This window comes from Mycobacterium sp. NGS22, from assembly GCF_059813095.1.
The window spans coordinates 25,028-41,203 of the sequence record NZ_JCALDY010000020.1; the positions used below are offsets into that span (position 1 = coordinate 25,028).

Sequence of the window (16,176 nt, forward strand, 5' to 3'; positions counted from 1 at the left end):
CGCTCACAGCGCGCGTTCGCGCCCGATCCGCGCCAGATCGATTCCGTAAACCCGTCGCGCCACCGGCAATTGGGCCAATGCCGCGGCCACGAGAATGACGCCCGCCACCACCACCGGCGTGGTCGCGCGCATCTCGAGTCTCAGGCGGTAACCCAGACTGTGATAGGTGGACAGCAGGCCGTCGGCGAGCAGCGCGCCGCCGACCACGCCGAACGGGACGGCGAGTAAAGCGAGGCTTAAATTCTCCGCGGCGATCAGCCGGGACAACATGCCGGCACCCATTCCTTGGGCATGCAACGCTCCGAGCTCGCCGAGTCGATCGGATATGTTGGCGGACATGGCGTTGTACAGCAGCGCGGCCGCCATGACGGCCGCGAAGACGAGCATGATGCTGACCAGGGTGTCGTAGAGACTGAAGGCTTTCCGCATGGTCGATGCCAGCGATGTCGTCGAACGGTACGCGACGACTCCGGGTACCGCGGCCATCCGGTCCCCGAATGAGCGCTGGTCGGCACCGGGCTTGAGTTTGACCAGCACGCCGTTGACCGGAAGCCGATCGGCTTGTGCTCGTAGCCGATTCAGCGAGATGTAGACGACGGGTGAGAACGGTTCGTCGACGAATCCCGCTACCCGCTCGGTGAATCGCAGCCCGTACTGCGGGACCGCGATGTCGATGCGGTCCCCGAGCGAAGTGGACAACAGGTCGCGCAAACCGACTCCCAGCAGAACCCCGTCTTGCGGCAGCCGGTCGGCGCCGGATTCCGCCGGGAACGTGTGCATCTGGGGCTGCGGCGCCAGCCCGATCAGCTGGGTTTCGTAACGGTGTGCGCCGGCGGTGACCGTGACGCCGTGCGCACTGTAAGGCCCCGCGGCGGTCACCTCGGGATCCGCGCGCAACCCGTCCACCACCGCATCGGCCGGCCCGGACAGCACGACTTCCCCGTCCTGCTTGGCGATTTGACCGAACTGCCGGTTGACCATGCCGGGCAGGGTGTCGCGCATGCCGGCGAACACCATCACCAAGACGACCGCGACGGCAACACCCGTTACGGTGAGCACCGTCCGCCGACGGTTCCGACCGATGGCCCGCAACATCATTCGCCACCGCGCCGGTATCCGTCCCAGTAAAAGGCGTGAGCCGATCCTGATCGTCGGGCCGCGCTGCAGCGGTGGGGCTACCCGCATGGCTTCGGCGGGTGACATCCGCGCGGCCGCACGGGCCGGTGCCGACGCGGCCAGCAGCGCGACGGCGCACGCGGCGACGGCAGCGACCAGGTAGGTCACCGGATGAATCGCGGTGAGACGCATCGGCAACGCGATGGCAGTCGTGTACTTCGACGTAATCCATTGCGCCAACAGGTAACCGCCGAGCAGCCCGGGCGGCACGCCGATCGCCGCACATGCCACCCCGTAGGCCAGATAGTGCCGGCGCACGGCGCCCGCGGACAGGCCGTTGGCGATCAGGGTTCCGATGACGGCCCGCTGTGCGGCGACGATACGGAAGAGCAGCACATAGGTGCCCAGCGCGACAGCCGCGAGGAACAGCCACGGCAGAATCCCGGCGAGGCTGCCGAACTGCATGACGTCGTCGCGCAACGTGTGAAAGGACGGCTGATCCTCGCGTGCGACGAACTGCAGCCCGGCGTCTCCGGCAAGCCGGCGCACCGACTCGGTCAGGGCGGCGGCAGCCGAGCGGTCACGTGCGTAGACGGCCAACTGATCGGTGGCATTCGGCAGCACGCGCTGCAACTCCTCGTCGGGCAGAAACACCACACCGAAATCCTCCGGGGTGGTGAGCACTTCCTGGGCCGAGCGTGCCGGCCACAGATATTCGGTCGACAGGCCGGTGCCCGAGACGGTAAAGCGTTGCCAGCCTTGACTTCCCAGCAACTCGACGGTTCCGCCCGGATCGAGGTGATAGTGGTCGGCCAGATGCTGCTCGACCAGCACATGCCCGTCGCGAGGCAGTGCACCCGCCCGCACGTCGAGCAGCGACACGCTCGGCTGCTTCGCCTCGGGTACCCCGACGGCGCGGCCGTAGAGCGCGTGCCGGTCCACCCGGATCCCGACGTCGGCTTGATGGCGCGCCTCGACCAGCGGGCCGCCCGGCAGTGCGGCGACGGCATCGCGCAGGTGAAAGGCCCCGGGTCCGGACAAGACCGCGTCCGGCAGCCGTTGACTGGAATAGGACCGGTCGAAGGATTGATCGAGATTGCGGTAACTGTCGGTGGCGGCGACGAATACGGCCACACCGATTGCCATCACGACGGCGATAGCGGCGAATCGCCATCGTTCCCGCCACACGTCCCGGCGCAGTTTGCGGCGCAGTGCGCGACTCACCAGTCCAAGTCCGTTGCGTCCACCGGGTTTTCGACGATCTCTGTCTTGCTGATCGCGCCCGCGTGTAACCACAGCACCCGGTCGGCCATGCGCGCGATCTCGGAGTTGTGGGTCACCACGATGACTGTCTGCCCACCGCCACGGGCCAGGTCACCCAGCGCGGCCAGGACGTGTCGCCCGGTGACCAGATCCAGGCTTCCGGTGGGTTCGTCGCACAACAGCAGCGGGGGCTGTTTGACGATGGCCCGGGCGATGGCCACCCGCTGTTGCTGACCGCCCGAAAGCTGAGCGGGAAAGCGATCTGCAACGTCTCCGACACCCACCCGTTCCAGCGCGGCGCGACTGCGCGAGGGGGCGTCGGGTGCGGTCAGTTCGGCGAGTAGTTCGACGTTCTCCCGCGCGGTCAAGGTGGGTACCAGGTTGAAGAACTGGAAGACGAACCCGACCTGCTCGCGGCGGTACCGGGTGCGCGACTTGCGGTTCAGGCTTGTGACATCGGCGCCACCGACCTCGACCTGACCCTGCGTCGGCTGGTCGATTCCGCCAATGATGTTGAGCAGGGTCGTCTTTCCCGATCCGGACGGCCCGAGCAGCACCACGAATTCACCGGCCCGGATTTCCAGGTTCACCCCGTGCAGGGCGACGACCCGGGTGGGCTCGGCGCCGTAGGTCTTGCCGACATCGGTCAGCCGCAACGCGAACGGTCTGGCAGAACTGCGCGCCGCGGGTGCGTCGCCGACGTCTGACCCAGCGCTCATCTGCTCACTATGGCATCCGGCCGCGCTAGCGTCGGCGTCCGTACCGATCGGCGAGCTTCTGCTCGACGGTCATCGACTGGTCCGGTGGCGCGGGACCGCCGGTGGGTGCGTCGTGGGGCTGAGCCGGACGGACCTGTCTCTCCCGGCGCCGAGCGCGGACCTCGGCATAGACGAAATATGCCAGCGCGGACGGGGCCACGACGCCGAACAGGATCCACTGGATGCCGTAGGACAGAAACGGGCCGGCATCCAGGTGCGGTACCCCGATCACGCCGAGCCCGCCGGGCTGGCCCTCCACCAACTGCAGATACGACCCGGCCAACGGCACCCCAGTCAACGCCGACACCTGGCCGGTGCTGATCGAATACACCTGCTGGTAGCCGTCTCTGGTGAACGGCTCCTTGCCCGGCAGGGTCGCCTCCGAATCGCGCAGGCGCGCGGTGATGGTCACCGTGTGATCGGGTGGCCGCGGAATCGGCGGCACGTGCGAGCCGCTCTCGGGCCGCACGTAACCACGGTTGACCAGAACCGTCGGCCCGTCGTCGACGACGAACGGCGCCAGCACCTCGAACGCCTGGTCGCCGTCCACGACGCGGAGCCGGGCCAGCACCCGTACGTCCGGCAGGTAATGGCCGGTGGCCGTCACCTGACGCCACTGCGCATCGGGGGCCGACGAATCCTGTTGCGGCAACAGTGTTTTCAGCGGTGCTGGCGGCGTGTTCAGCGAATCGGCGATCTGCTGGTTCTCCCGCGACGTCCTGGTGTTCTTGCCCAGCTGCCACGGTGCCAGCACGGTGAAGCACAGGTAGGTGAATGCGATGCACACCAGCCACAGCGCCACCCATCCCGGCCGCAGCAGGAACCCGAGGCTGGGAACTCTGCGGGACATCAACCGGATCCGTTCTGCGCGAGTCTCTCGTCGACCCAATCGTGCAGACCGGGCAGCGCGGACTCGATGACCACGAACGCCTCCTCGAAGTCGCTGTGGTCGCCGTAGTAGGGGTCCTCGACGTCGAGCGCGTAAGCCCCCGACCGCGGGTCGAACGAACGCAGCATCCGCAGCCGCTGGTCCTCCACTCCCAGATCGCGCAGCAGTCGGACATGGTTGCGGCCCAACGCCACCACCAGATCGGCCTGCAGATGCTCGTCGTCGACTTGGGCTGCGCGGTGAGCGGTGGGATAGCCGTGGTCGCGCAGTACGCGCTTGGCCCGCCGGTCGGCTCCCTCACCGACGTGCCAGTTGCCGGTGCCGGCGCTGGACACCCGGACGACGTCGCCCAGTCCGCGCTCCTGGATCTGGTGGGCGAACATCTTCTCCGCCATCGGGGAGCGGCAGATGTTGCCGGTGCACACGAACGTCACGTGCAGTTCGTGCTCAGACACCGAGCGCCCTGCGCAACTCGTCGACCGTCGCGACGTGCGTCACGCCGGTGACACCGATCCGGTCGGGGAAGTCGGCACGTCCATAACCCCAGCCGACCACCACGGTGTCGATGCCGTGCGCGGCGGCGCCGTCGACGTCGTGACTTCGGTCGCCGACCATCAGCACCCGCTCGGGCAGCGGCTCTAACTGGGTGATGGCGTGCGCCAGGACCTCGGTCTTGGACTTGCGGGAGCCGTCCGCGGTGGCGCCGGCAATGATCTCGAAGTGCTGCTCCACGCCGAAATGGGCGAGGATGCGCCGAGCCGTCGGCTCCAGTTTGGAGGTGGCCACCGCCAGCCGGATCCCGGCTGTCTGCAGGTCGGCCAGCAGTGCCGCGATGCCGTCGAACAGGGTGTTCATCGACCAGCCCCGCGCGCCGTACTCGGCCCGAAACGCGGCGATCGCCTCGTCGGCCCGCCCGTCGAGTTCCATGGCGTGAAACGTCTCGTCCATCGGCGGCCCGACGATGCGGGCCGCCAGGTCGCCGTCCGGGATGGGGGCGCCGATGTGGGTGAGGGCGTGGCGGAAGCTGGACACGATGCCCAGTGCCGAATCGGTCAGGGTGCCGTCCAAATCGAAGATCACCAGCTGCGGCGCCTCGTCCGCGATCGAGCGTGTCACGCCCCTCATTGTCCTAGATGGGTGGCGCAGGGCTGCGCCGGATGTCTGGCCTGGCCGATCGCGCACTAAGGTTTCAGTGATGGCACGTCCAGATCCGAGCGCGTCGAGCCGGCTTGCGCTGGCGCGTTATCACGGTGATCAAGACGTCGTGCCGGGCATGCTGGATTTCGCCGTCAATGTCCGGCACGCGCAGCCGCCGGCGTGGCTGGTGCAGCGGTTGAGCGCGCGACTGGCCGACCTGGCCCGCTATCCCGGCTCCGCGGAGCTCCACGCCGCCCAGGACGCCGCCGCCGCGCGGCACCGCCGGGCCCGGGACGAGGTGCTGCCGCTGTCCGGCGCGGCCGAAGGGTTCGCGTTACTGGCCAACCTGCGCCCGCGCCTGGCGGCGCTGATCGCGCCCTCGTTCACCGAGCCGGAGGTCGCCCTGAGCGCGGCCGGTGTACCGGTGCGCCACGTCGTCCTACCGCCGCCGTACACCCTGGACGCCGCTCGGGTGCCGGAGGACGCCGATCTGGTGGTGGTCGGCAACCCCACCAACCCGACGTCGGTGCTGCACACCCGCGAGCAGCTGCGGGCGTTGCGCCGGCCCGGACGGATCTTGGTGGTCGACGAGGCTTTCGCGGACTCGGTTCCCGACGAGCCGCACTCGTTGGCCGGCGACTCACTGCCCGACGTGCTGGTGTTTCGCAGCCTGACCAAGACGTGGGCGCTGGCCGGGCTGCGAGTGGGCTACGCGCTCGGCGCGCCGGACGTGCTGGCCCGGCTGACCGCCGCGCGCCCGCACTGGCCGGTCGGCACCCTGCAGCTGGCGGCGATCACGGCGTGCTGCGCGCCCCAGGCCGTCGCCGAGGCGGCCGCCGATGCCACGCGACTGATGATGTTGCGCGCTGCGATGGTAGCCGGGTTGGAGTCGGCAGGTGTGGCGGTGGTCGACGGTTCGGCACCGTTTGTGCTGTTCCGCAGCCCCGCCGCGAAGGCGATACGAAATAGTTTGCGCGACAAGGGAATCGCGGTGCGACGCTGCGACACTTTCGTCGGTCTGGACGACACGTATCTCCGGGCGGCGGTGCGTGCCGAATGGCCCGTCTTGGTCGACAGACTGGTCGAATCCATGTCCGAACTACCGGTCTGCGCGCACAGCGGAGGTACTCGGTGAGCGTGCAGTTGGCCGACGTGATCGGCGTGCTCGACGAGGCGTATCCGCCGCGGCTGGCCGAGTCGTGGGATTCCGTCGGCCTGGTATGCGGTGACCCGGCCGACCCGGTGGAGTCGGTGACCGTTGCGATCGACGCGACCCCGGCCGTCGTCGACGAAGTGCCCGAGGCGGGCCTGCTGCTGGCTCACCATCCGCTGCTGTTGCGCGGCGTTGACACGGTCGCGGCCAACACGCCCAAAGGTGCGCTGATCCACCGGTTGATCCGCTCGGGCCGCTCGTTGTTCACCGCGCACACCAACGCCGACTCGGCCGCCCCCGGGGTTTCCGACGCGCTGGCCGACGCGCTCGGCCTCACCGTGGAGGCTGTGCTGGAGCGCTCGCCGGCGGTCGGTGACCTCGACAAATGGGTCATCTACGTGCCGCAGGAGAACTCAGACGCGGTGCGCGACGCGGTCTTCGGTGCCGGCGCCGGACACATCGGGGACTACTCGCATTGCAGCTGGAGCGTCACCGGCATCGGCCAGTTCCTGCCGCACGACGGGGCCAATCCGGCGATCGGCAGCGTCGGCACCGTCGAACGGGTGCCCGAGGACAGGGTTGAAGTCATCGCGCCCAGCAAGTCGCGCGGCGCCGTGCTGGCGGCGATGCGGGCCGCGCATCCCTACGAGGAGCCGGCCTTCGACATCTTCGCCCTGGCGCCGCCGCCCGCCGGCACCGGACTGGGCCGGATCGGCACGCTGGCACAACCGGAATCGCTGCGCGACTTCGTCGCCCGCGTCGGCGCGGCGCTGCCGCAGACGTCGTGGGGGGTGCGGGCGGCGGGCGACCCCGACCTGCCGGTGTCGCGGGTGGCGGTCTGCGGGGGAGCGGGGGACTCGTTGTTGAGCGCGGTAGCCGCGGCCGATGTGCAGGCTTACGTCACGGCCGACCTGCGACACCATCCGGCCGACGAACACCGTCGGGATTCGCCGGTGGCGCTGATCGACGTCGCGCACTGGGCAAGTGAATTCCCGTGGTGCGCTCAGGCGGCTGCGGTGTTGCGGTCGCGGTTCGGGGCTTCGCTGCCGGTGCGGGTGTCCACCCTGCGCACCGACCCGTGGAACCTGAGTGCAAGTGGGGGCGAATGCTGAGAACGAGACCAGGAGACCCGTCATGAAAGCCGAAGTGGCACAGCAGCGTTCGCTGCTGGAACTGGCGACGTTGGATGCCGAGCTGTCCCGCATCGCGCACCGCGCCGCCCATCTGCCGCAACGCGAGGCCTACGAGCGGGTGCACGGCGAGCACACCGCGGCCAGTGACCGACTGGCCGCGCTGCAGATTGCGATCGAGGACCTGGACGCCGAAGTGTCGCGTCTGGAATCGGAGATCGACGCGGTGCGCAAACGTGAAGACCGCGACCGCTCATTGCTCGCCTCCGGCGCCACCGACGTCAAGCAGCTTTCCGACCTGCAGCACGAGCTGGAGACTCTGCAGCGTCGTCAGGCCAGCCTGGAGGACACGCTGCTGGAAATCATGGAAAGCCGCGAAGAGTTACAGGCGCAGCAGGCCGCCGAGGCGATGACCATCGAGGGACTGCAGGCTGATCTGGCCGGCGCCCAGCAGGCCCTCGACGCGGCGGTGGCCGAGATCGACCAGACCCGCGGCGAACAGTCATCGCGGCGCGAAGTGTTGAAAGCGTCGCTGGACTCCGAGCTTTCGGCACTCTACGAACGGTTGCGGGCCGGGGGAGGACCGGGCGCCGGACCGCTGCAGGGACATCGGTGCGGCGCCTGCCGGATCGAGATCGGCCGCGGCGAATTGGCCCGCATCACGGCCGCCTCCGAAGACGAGGTGCTGCGCTGCCCGGAATGCGGTGCGATCCTGTTGCGAGTCAAAGGTTTTGAGCGATGAAGGTGGTCATCGAAGCGGACGGCGGATCGCGGGGCAACCCGGGGCCCGCCGGGTACGGCGCGGTGGTGTGGACCGCCGATCACCAGACGGTGCTGGCCGAGTCCAAGCACGCCATCGGCCGCGCGACCAACAACGTCGCCGAATACCGCGGTCTGATCGCCGGTTTGGACGACGCCGTGAAGATGGGTGCCACCGAAGCCTCGGTGCTGATGGACTCCAAGCTGGTGGTCGAACAGATGTCGGGGCGGTGGAAGGTCAAGCACCCCGACCTGGTGGAACTGCACGCCGAGGCGCGGTCGCTGGCGTCGCAGTTCCGCCGGATCAGCTACTCGTGGATTCCGCGGGAACAGAACGCCTACGCCGACCGGCTGGCCAACGACGCGATGGACGCCGCGGCCCAGACCGACCGTCGCGTCGACAAGGTCGCGGTGCCCGTTACCGAAGCGGCCCGCAAAGGTACGACGGAAACCCCCAACGAAATCACCACAGGACCGGGATGGACCGGTGCGCGCGGCGTCCCCACCCGGCTGCTGCTGTTGCGGCACGGGCAGACCGAGATGTCGGCGCAACGCCGCTATTCAGGACGCGGCAATCCACCGCTGAACGAAGTTGGTTGGCGTCAAGCGGGTTTGGCGGCGCGGTATCTCAGCCAGCGGCGCGGGATCGCCGCCGTCATCTCCTCGCCGCTGCAGCGCGCACATGACACCGCGACGACGGCGGCCAGGGCGCTGGGGGTGGAGGTCATCGTCGACAACGACCTCATCGAAACCGACTTCGGAGTCTGGGAGGGTCTGACCTTCACCGAGGCCGCCGAACGCGATCCCGAGTTGCACCGTCGGTGGCTCTACGACACCGGCACCGTCCCGCCGGGCGGGGAGAGCTTCGACGACGTGCTGCGGCGCGTCCGTCGGGGACGCGACCGCATCCTTGCCACCTATGGTGGCGAGAACGTGTTGGTGGTCTCCCATGTCACCCCCATCAAGTTGCTGCTGCGCATGGCGTTGGACGCGGGTTCGGGCATGTTGTACCGCATGCATCTGGACCTGGCGTCGTTGAGCATCGCCGAGTTCTACCCCGACGGCGCCTCGTCGGTGCGCCTGGTCAACCAGACGGCCTACCTGTAGTCGCCGAGCGTGTAGCCACTGTCAAAATCGAGCCGGTTTTTCGCAGTGGCGACACGCTCGGCGAACCTGCCCGTGGCCCCCTTCGCCGAACGTGTAACCACTGCCAAATCCAGGCCGAAATTTCGCAACAGCGACACGCTCGGCGAACCTGCCCGTGGCCCCCTTCGCCGAACGTGTAACCACTGCCAAATCCAGGCCGAAATTTCGCAACAGCGACACGCTCGGCGCTCACCACCACGCCATGTTGTCTTGACCACTTGACAACGGGGGCCCGTTTTCGCAGTGGCGACACGTTCGGCGTGTTGAGAGTAGGTGGCGACAGCTGACACATTTCACGGCAAAGGGAGTACCGTGTTCGTCGCGGACGAGTTGGCCGGGCGGCCGCGGCTCGTGCCTTGTGGTAGCGAGTCGAGGAAAGTCCGGACTTCACAGAGCAGGGTGATTGCTAACGGCAATCCGAGGCGACTCGCGGGAAAGTGCCACAGAGAACAGACCGCCATCCTCGCGATGGTAAGGGTGAAACGGTGCGGTAAGAGCGCACCAGCATCCCGGGTGACCGGAATGGCTAGGCAAACCCCACCCGAAGCAAGGCCAAGAAGGCCGCACCGAAAGTGCGGCTGCGCAGACGTTCGAGGGCTGCTCGCCCGAGTCTGCGGGTAGGCCGCTCGAGGCACCCGGCAACGGTGTGTCCAGATGGATGGTCGCCGCCGCGCCGCCGTTGGTTACCCCCGCGGCGGCGGGGAACAGAATCCGGCTTACAGGCCAACTCGTCCGCGCAGAATCACCCGCCGATCCTTCCGACATGATGGTGCTTATGACAGCGAGCGCTTCTGTGAGTCGGCCCGCCCGAACATCGATTGCCGTCGCGATGACGCTCGGATTGCTGGCCGCGCTGCTGGTGTCCAACCCCGGACGCGCATACGCGGCCGATGCCTCCTCGGCCGGTGACATCCTGTCGATCGGCGACCCGGCAGCGCCGGGCCAGATCGAGTTGTATCTGGATCCGCTGTGCCCCCACAGCGGGAAGATGATCCGCGAGCAGGGCAGCGAGATCGGTCGCCGCATCGAGGCCGGCCGCCTGCACATCAATCTGCGACTCGTCGATTTCCTCGAAAAGTACTCGGCCAGCGGCACTTACGACAGCCGCGCGATCTACGCGTCCTACGTCGTCGCCGATCAGTCCCGGTCGAGCGAGGTCACCTGGCGGTTCATCGAGCAGATCTTCTCCGCCGATCAGCAACCGGAAGAAGAAGGTCCGACGGATCTGAGCAACGATCAACTCGCCGGCCTCGCCGAACGAGCCGGCGCGCCGCCGTCAGCGCAGGCAATGATCAAGCTCGGGTTGCCGGTCCCCTACGACCCGCGCTCCATCGCGGCGAACAACCTCGTGTTGCTGCGCGCTCTGCCTCATCCCGGCGTGCCCATGGTCGTCATCGACGGTGAATCGATTGACGGCAACTCCAACTGGCTGGACCGACTTCCGCACTGAGCTCAGCCTAGTCCGACTAGACTAAGTCGACTAGGCTGGTCTTCATGGCGACGGTCAACATCCACGACGCGAAGACACATCTGTCGCAGCTGCTCACTCGCGTCGAAAACGGCGAGAAGATCACCATCGCGCGGGCCGGTAAACCGGTGGCCGATCTGGTGCCTCACTACCGTGCCGACATCGCCTTCGGCGGGCTCGCCGGCCAATTCCGTTACGACACAGACCACTTCGATGACACCGACCGCGACCTCAACGCCTTGTTCGGCATCGAATGACCGGGCTCTTGCTGGACACTCACGTCCTGATCTGGCTTCTCGAAGACAACCCGCGGCTGGGAATCGGCGCGCGCGAACGCATTACCGAAAGCTCGGCGGTTTTCGTCTCCGCCGCGTGCACCTGGGAGCTGGCCATCAAGTCGGCGCTCGGCAAGCTGACGCTGCCCGACCACCTCGACGAGGCGATCAGCCGCTCCGGCCTGCAGGACCTTCCAATCACGCGTCGCCACACCCTCGCCTGCGAGCTGACCGGGCTACCGCACCAGAATCCATTCGACGCCATCCTGGTCGCCCAGGCGTCCGTGGAGCGGCTCACTTTGCTCACTGCCGACGCGAAACTCCTGTCCGCGGTACCCGACGCGATCGACGCCAGGATCTGATGAGCCGCTCAGCGCCGGGCGCGCTTCACCGCCTGGTCCAGCTTGCGCAGCGCGGGGTCCAGCTGCCCGGTGCTGCTCTCGGCCAGATCGCTCTCCCGCTGATACAGCAGACCGTAGGTGAAGGTGTCTTCGCCGGCGGCGTGCGCGGCGTCGGCCTGGGCTAACAGGTGTTCCCGGCTGACCGCGCTGTCCTGATGGTCGCCGAGCAACGCCTGGATCGCCTTGGCCTGCGCGGCGACCTCGTCGTCCCCGGTGGCCGCGGCGGTATAGCGCAGCCGCTTGGCGCGCTTGCGGATGACATGCAGCGCCTCGTCCGCATCCTGGCCGGCGTCGTCTTCGGCTTTCTCCGCGGCTTCGGCCTTCTTCACCGCTTTGCGCACCCGCTTGTACGCCGCATCGATGGTGACGGGCGCAGGTTCCTCGCCGAACGGGGTGACCGGCCGCTTGGCCACCAACGCGTCGAGCGCGTCGAGCAACCGGAAGTACCTCTTGGACCGCATCGCCACCAGCGAGCGCCGCAGCCCGATCTGGTAGCGGCGCCGGGCGCCCTCGACGAGACGCTCCCACACCGGACCGCGCACCAACGACTCATCGAAATCGTTGAGCGCCTGCTCGTACCGCTCACCGAGCACCTCGGCATCCCGTGCTACTCCCAGCACACCGGCGAGTTCGCGCAGTTCGTCGAGAACCCATGCGCCGTCGGCCAATCCGAACAAATCCTGGGAATCCTTGAGCAGACTGCGGATCTTGCGGGTGATCACCCGCATCTGGTGCACGGAGTCGTAGACGTCGTCGCGCACGGCACGATCCCAGGCAACCAACTCCTCGACGTGCTTGGCAACCGCCCTATGCACCGGATCGGAGGGCGGCGGGGCGCTGGCCGGTTGCGCAGTCTTGTCGAGCACCCGCGCCAGCTTCGACCCGTGCCCGGCCGGCGCTGCCCCGGCGTCCAGCAGCCGATTGCTCAGCCGGTGGAGTAGCTCGTGGTTCGCGGTCTGGTCGGCGGCCTCGTCGGTGTCGAGGATCTCGAGTTCCCATTCGTGCCAATGCTGCTCGTGGGGGTCGGCGTCGTCCGAGCCGTCGGAGCGTTCAGAGGCAGACCAGGCGGTGACGTGGTCGTCGCTGAACTCCGCCAGCGCCGCACCCTCGCCGTCGTAGAGGACTTGGCGTTCGCGTCGCGTGGTGATGCGCGCGACCGGCTCGACCGGACGGTCACGCACGATGGCCAGCACCACGTCCAGCAACTCGGGCGGCACCGTGTCGTCGTCGGATGAGTCCAACGAGGCGTGGATCTCGGTGCGTGAATCGGGTCCGGCGGGCAACTTCAGATGCCAGCCGGCGTCAGTTCCGCCGGTGCGGCGGCGCAGCGTGATCTTGTGGCGCGCCAAGTCCTGCGCCGGGGTGTCGAAGTAGACCGCATCCAGTTCCTGGACCGGCGACTTCTCCACCCGCGCCACCGCCGCGATGCCCTCGAAGGACGGCGACACCGTCGACTCCACCACGTCGAACTTGCGCTCGACCTCCAGATGTCGCGCCGACTTGGGCGCTTTACCGGGCATTTGTTCTCCAGTAAGAGGATCGGGGCGGGACGGGCAACCATAGAGTGCCACACCGGGGTTACGCGGCAGGTTAGCGTGGGTGCCATGACTGAGCAGTCGTGGAACGTCGTGATCGGTGAAGCCGACGAGCAGAGCACGGGCGTGCCGCCGGTGCCGACCACTGTGTACGAAGGCGACGAGGCCGGTGCGCGCGCAGCCTACGACGAGTTCACCGCGAAAGCGGAGGCATCGGGATACCGCTATGTGATGCTGCGCAACATCGGCGAAGTCGTCGACCTGTGGGGCACTCCGCCCGCCGTCGGGTAACCGCGCCTAGAAGCAGTGCTCTTCCGCCGGGAACGTGCCGCTGGCCACCTCTTCGGCGTATTGGGTTGCGGCGCGCCGCAATTCGCCACCCACGTCGGCGAATCTCTTGACGAAGCGCGCGGCCTTGCCGCCGCTCATCCCGGCCATGTCCTGCCACACCAATACCTGGCCGTCGCAGTTGGGTCCGGCGCCGATCCCGACAGTGGGGATGGTCAGCTTGCCGGTGATCTGGGTGGCCAGTTCGGCCGGCACCATTTCCATCACCACGGCGAACGCGCCGGCTTCGGCGACGGCGATCGCGTCGGCGACGGTCTGTTCGGCGGCGTCACCGCGGCCCTGGACTTTGAACCCGCCCAGGGTGTTGACGCTTTGCGGGGTGAAGCCGATGTGCGCCATCACCGGGATGCCGGCGGCGGTCAGGCACGCGATCTGCTCGGCGACCCGCTCACCGCCCTCGAGTTTGACGGCGTGCGCGCCGCCCTCCTTCATGAACCGGGTGGCCGAGGCCAGTGCCGCCGCCGGGCCGGCCTCGTAACTGCCGAACGGCAGGTCGGCGACGACCAAGGCGTGCGGCGCGCCCCGCACCACACCGCGGACCAGGGGGATCAGCTCATCGATCGAGATCGGCACCGTGGTGTCGTAGCCGTACACGACGTTGGCGGCGGAGTCGCCGACCAGCAGCACCGGGATGCCGGCCTCGTCGAAAATCCGCGCGGTGGAGTAGTCGTAGGCCGTGAGCATGCCCCAGCGGTGGCCTTCGGACTTCCATTTCTGCAGGTGAACGGTGCGAATCTTGGGTCGGGGCGCCGAAGCGGTGGCAGCGTTCGAACCGTAGACGTTCTCAGACATCGTTGTCCTAAAGGTGGTCGGGTCGATCCTCGTGGCCCAGATCAGGGTCCCCGGGTTCGTCTGACCCTGCCATTCTGCCATCTGGGACCGGTGGACGCACCGACCGGACCGTGTGAGAAGCGCCATCGCGCGACCTGCGTGCGCCGCCGGTACCACCGCGCAAGGGTGCACACCGCGAGGATGCACACATCGCCAACGCCAGCGGCGTGTCTCTGTACACCTGCGCACGTTCGCGGGTCAGAAGGCGAGCCCGGCAATTGGCCGCTGACCAGGACCGTGGATGCCCTCTGGCAGCATGGGGAGCCATGTGCCTGAGTCGCCGCGCCCATCTCGCGCGCCTGCTGCTGGTCTGGACCGCTCTGGCCACCGCGGTGCTGACTCTGGCCGGCTGCGTCCACGTGGTCGCCGGGCGCGCACGCATGGCGGAGCCGCGGTTGGGCCAGCCGGTGGTGTGGACACCGTGCCGTAGCTCCAATCCCGCGGCCAAGATCCCCGGCAACGCGATGTGCGGGAAGCTCGCCGTGCCCGTCGACTACGCCCACCCCGACGGCGAGGTGGCGGCGCTGGGCTTGATTCGCTTCCCGGCGACCGGGGACAGGATCGGCTCGCTGGTGATCAATCCCGGTGGGCCCGGGGAGTCAGGCATCGAGGCCGCGCTGGGCATCTTCCAGACACTGCCCAAACGGGTCCACGAACGATTCGACCTAGTGGGCTTCGACCCTCGGGGCGTGGCGGGATCGCGGCCCGCGATCTGGTGCAACTCCGACGCCGACAACGACCGGCTTCGCGCCGAGCCCCAGGTCGACTACAGCCAGGCCGGCGTGGAACGCATGGAGAACGAGACCAAACAGTTCGTGCAGCGCTGCGTGGACAAGATGGGCAAGGGATTTCTGGCCAACGTCGGGACGGACGATGTGGCCAAGGATCTCGACGCGATCCGCAAAGCGCTGGGTGACGCCAAACTGACCTACCTCGGCTATTCCTATGGCACCCGGATCGGCGCGGCTTACGCCGAGGCGTTCCCGCAGAATGTGCGGGCGATGATCTTGGACGGCGCCGTGGACCCCAACGCCGACCCGATCGAGGCAGATCTGCGCCAGGCCAAGGGCTTTCAAGATGCGTTCGACGACTTCGCCGCCGACTGCGCCAAGGATGCGGGCTGTCCGCTGGGCAATGACCCGGCCAAGGCTGTGGACGTCTACCACGATCTGGTGAACCCGCTGATCGATCCGGACAACCTGACCGTGAGTAGGCCGGCAAAGACGAAAGACCCACGCGGACTGAGCTACAGCGACGCCATCGTCGGCACCATCATGGCGCTGTATTCGCCCAACCTGTGGCACCACCTCAACGACGGGCTGACCGAACTGGCCGACGAACACCGCGGCGACACCATGCTGGCGTTGGCCGACATGTACATGCGTCGCGACTCACACGGTCACTACAACAACTCGACGGACGCGCGGGTGGCCATCAATTGCGTCGACCAACCGCCGATCACCGACCGTGCCAAGATCGTCGAAGAAGATCGCCGCGCCCGCGAGCTCGCCCCGTTCATGAGCTACGGGAAGTTCACCGGCTTCGCGCCGCTGGGCACCTGCGCGTTCTGGCCGGTGCCCCCGACCAGCCGGCCGCACCCCGTCTCGGCCCCCGGGCTGCCGCCGACCATCGTCGTGTCGACCACCCACGACCCGGCCACGCCCTACCAGGCCGGAGTCGACCTGGCCGCGCAGCTCAAAGGCGCGCTGCTGACCTTCAACGGGACCCAGCACACGGTGGTGTTCCAGGGCGACAACTGCGTCGACGACCACGTCACCGCCTACCTGATCAGCGGCACCACACCGCCGGGCGGCGCGACCTGCTGAGTCCTCTCCCGATCCCGCGAGCGTGAATCGCGCGACGGTACAGCGGTGTGTCGCGTCGTGTGATTCCCACTCGGCACAAGGCCGACAAGTGATCAAGGCGTGACCATTCCGCGTCCTGTTGCGGTATCCGAAGGTGAGACG

Annotated in this window: 16 protein-coding genes and 1 other RNA gene; 10 read left to right on the top strand and 7 right to left on the bottom strand. The window is 67.8% G+C overall.

Annotated elements, in window-relative coordinates; all coding sequences use genetic code 11:
* Positions 1–3: 3 nt before the first annotated feature.
* From AC5Y47_RS18475 to AC5Y47_RS18495, 5 genes are read right to left on the bottom strand one after another with little or no spacing between them, the layout of a single operon-like run.
* Positions 4–2,340 carry an ABC transporter permease gene (locus AC5Y47_RS18475; protein ID WP_499945685.1) on the bottom strand — a complete coding sequence of 779 codons (2,337 nt, stop codon included), beginning with the start codon at positions 2,338–2,340 and terminating at the stop codon, positions 4–6.
* Positions 2,337–3,098: an ABC transporter ATP-binding protein gene (locus AC5Y47_RS18480; protein WP_499945686.1), complete on the bottom strand. Its 762-nt coding sequence runs from the start codon at positions 3,096–3,098 to the stop codon at positions 2,337–2,339. The genes AC5Y47_RS18475 and AC5Y47_RS18480 overlap by 4 nt, the downstream gene beginning before the upstream one ends.
* A 25-nt stretch (positions 3,099–3,123) precedes the next feature.
* Positions 3,124–3,987, bottom strand: coding sequence for an SURF1 family cytochrome oxidase biogenesis protein (locus AC5Y47_RS18485; protein ID WP_499945687.1), 864 nt, complete (start codon positions 3,985–3,987; stop codon positions 3,124–3,126).
* A complete protein-coding gene (locus AC5Y47_RS18490; protein WP_499945688.1) occupies positions 3,987–4,481 on the bottom strand; it encodes a low molecular weight protein-tyrosine-phosphatase in 495 nt (164 codons plus the stop codon). The genes AC5Y47_RS18485 and AC5Y47_RS18490 overlap by 1 nt, the downstream gene beginning before the upstream one ends.
* Positions 4,474–5,106: an HAD-IA family hydrolase gene (locus AC5Y47_RS18495; RefSeq protein ID WP_499945752.1), complete on the bottom strand. Its 633-nt coding sequence runs from the start codon at positions 5,104–5,106 to the stop codon at positions 4,474–4,476. The genes AC5Y47_RS18490 and AC5Y47_RS18495 overlap by 8 nt, the downstream gene beginning before the upstream one ends.
* Before the next feature lie 115 nt (positions 5,107–5,221).
* Here AC5Y47_RS18495 and cobC point away from each other — a divergent pair, with 115 nt between their 5' ends.
* The 8 genes from cobC to AC5Y47_RS18535 all read left to right on the top strand — a co-directional run bounded on the left by cobC (position 5,222) and on the right by AC5Y47_RS18535 (position 11,456).
* Entirely contained in the window at positions 5,222–6,298 is a 1,077-nt protein-coding gene (gene cobC / locus AC5Y47_RS18500; RefSeq protein ID WP_499945689.1) for an Rv2231c family histidinol phosphate aminotransferase CobC, read from the top strand.
* A complete protein-coding gene (locus AC5Y47_RS18505; RefSeq protein ID WP_499945690.1) occupies positions 6,295–7,428 on the top strand; it encodes a Nif3-like dinuclear metal center hexameric protein in 1,134 nt (377 codons plus the stop codon). Before cobC ends, AC5Y47_RS18505 begins: the two co-directional genes overlap by 4 nt.
* A 22-nt stretch (positions 7,429–7,450) precedes the next feature.
* Entirely contained in the window at positions 7,451–8,188 is a 738-nt protein-coding gene (locus AC5Y47_RS18510) for a zinc ribbon domain-containing protein (protein ID WP_499945691.1), read from the top strand.
* A complete protein-coding gene (locus AC5Y47_RS18515; RefSeq protein WP_499945692.1) occupies positions 8,185–9,312 on the top strand; it encodes a bifunctional RNase H/acid phosphatase in 1,128 nt (375 codons plus the stop codon). The genes AC5Y47_RS18510 and AC5Y47_RS18515 overlap by 4 nt, the downstream gene beginning before the upstream one ends.
* 365 nt (positions 9,313–9,677) lie before the next feature.
* An RNA gene (gene rnpB, locus AC5Y47_RS18520) (RNase P RNA component class A) lies at positions 9,678–10,086 on the top strand.
* Positions 10,087–10,180: 94 nt separating this feature from the next.
* Positions 10,181–10,801, top strand: a complete 621-nt coding sequence (locus tag AC5Y47_RS18525) for a DsbA family protein (RefSeq protein ID WP_499945753.1) — start codon at positions 10,181–10,183, stop codon at positions 10,799–10,801.
* Positions 10,802–10,845: 44 nt separating this feature from the next.
* The gene (locus AC5Y47_RS18530; RefSeq protein WP_499945693.1) at positions 10,846–11,076 is read left to right on the top strand and encodes a type II toxin-antitoxin system Phd/YefM family antitoxin; all 231 of its coding nucleotides are present in this window, start codon (positions 10,846–10,848) and stop codon (positions 11,074–11,076) included.
* Positions 11,073–11,456 (top strand): type II toxin-antitoxin system VapC family toxin, encoded by a 384-nt coding sequence (locus AC5Y47_RS18535; protein WP_499945694.1) that lies wholly within the window; start codon positions 11,073–11,075, stop codon positions 11,454–11,456. Before AC5Y47_RS18530 ends, AC5Y47_RS18535 begins: the two co-directional genes overlap by 4 nt.
* Positions 11,457–11,464: 8 nt before the next feature.
* Here the strand turns inward: AC5Y47_RS18535 and AC5Y47_RS18540 are convergent, their stop codons facing one another.
* Positions 11,465–13,015: a CYTH and CHAD domain-containing protein gene (locus tag AC5Y47_RS18540; protein WP_499945695.1), complete on the bottom strand. Its 1,551-nt coding sequence runs from the start codon at positions 13,013–13,015 to the stop codon at positions 11,465–11,467.
* Positions 13,016–13,099: 84 nt separating this feature from the next.
* Between AC5Y47_RS18540 and AC5Y47_RS18545 the strand changes: the two genes are divergently transcribed.
* Positions 13,100–13,321 carry a hypothetical protein gene (locus tag AC5Y47_RS18545; protein ID WP_499945696.1) on the top strand — a complete coding sequence of 74 codons (222 nt, stop codon included), beginning with the start codon at positions 13,100–13,102 and terminating at the stop codon, positions 13,319–13,321.
* A gap of 6 nt (positions 13,322–13,327) precedes the next feature.
* Here AC5Y47_RS18545 and panB read toward each other — a convergent pair whose 3' ends face one another.
* Complete coding sequence (panB, locus tag AC5Y47_RS18550; protein ID WP_499945697.1) at positions 13,328–14,170, bottom strand: 3-methyl-2-oxobutanoate hydroxymethyltransferase; 843 nt, start codon at positions 14,168–14,170, stop codon at positions 13,328–13,330.
* Positions 14,171–14,475: 305 nt separating this feature from the next.
* On the opposite strand from panB, the gene AC5Y47_RS18555 reads away from it, so the two are divergent.
* Complete coding sequence (locus AC5Y47_RS18555) at positions 14,476–16,035, top strand: alpha/beta hydrolase (protein ID WP_499945699.1); 1,560 nt, start codon at positions 14,476–14,478, stop codon at positions 16,033–16,035.
* Positions 16,036–16,176 lie beyond the last annotated feature (141 nt).

Bases quoted from the DNA above. Each gene is read 5' to 3' on its own strand.
- AC5Y47_RS18480 (WP_499945686.1), bottom strand. From the start codon at position 3,098: ATGAGCGCTGGGTCAGACGTCGGCGACGCACCCGCGGCGCGCAGTTCT.
- AC5Y47_RS18485 (WP_499945687.1), bottom strand. From the start codon at position 3,987: ATGTCCCGCAGAGTTCCCAGCCTCGGGTTCCTGCTGCGGCCGGGATGG.
- cobC (WP_499945689.1), top strand. From the start codon at position 5,222: ATGGCACGTCCAGATCCGAGCGCGTCGAGCCGGCTTGCGCTGGCGCGT.
- AC5Y47_RS18510 (WP_499945691.1), top strand. From the start codon at position 7,451: ATGAAAGCCGAAGTGGCACAGCAGCGTTCGCTGCTGGAACTGGCGACG.
- AC5Y47_RS18515 (WP_499945692.1), top strand. From the start codon at position 8,185: ATGAAGGTGGTCATCGAAGCGGACGGCGGATCGCGGGGCAACCCGGGG.
- AC5Y47_RS18525 (WP_499945753.1), top strand. From the start codon at position 10,181: ATGACGCTCGGATTGCTGGCCGCGCTGCTGGTGTCCAACCCCGGACGC.
- AC5Y47_RS18530 (WP_499945693.1), top strand. From the start codon at position 10,846: ATGGCGACGGTCAACATCCACGACGCGAAGACACATCTGTCGCAGCTG.
- AC5Y47_RS18535 (WP_499945694.1), top strand. From the start codon at position 11,073: ATGACCGGGCTCTTGCTGGACACTCACGTCCTGATCTGGCTTCTCGAA.
- AC5Y47_RS18540 (WP_499945695.1), bottom strand. From the start codon at position 13,015: ATGCCCGGTAAAGCGCCCAAGTCGGCGCGACATCTGGAGGTCGAGCGC.
- AC5Y47_RS18545 (WP_499945696.1), top strand. From the start codon at position 13,100: ATGACTGAGCAGTCGTGGAACGTCGTGATCGGTGAAGCCGACGAGCAG.
- panB (WP_499945697.1), bottom strand. From the start codon at position 14,170: ATGTCTGAGAACGTCTACGGTTCGAACGCTGCCACCGCTTCGGCGCCC.
- AC5Y47_RS18555 (WP_499945699.1), top strand. From the start codon at position 14,476: ATGTGCCTGAGTCGCCGCGCCCATCTCGCGCGCCTGCTGCTGGTCTGG.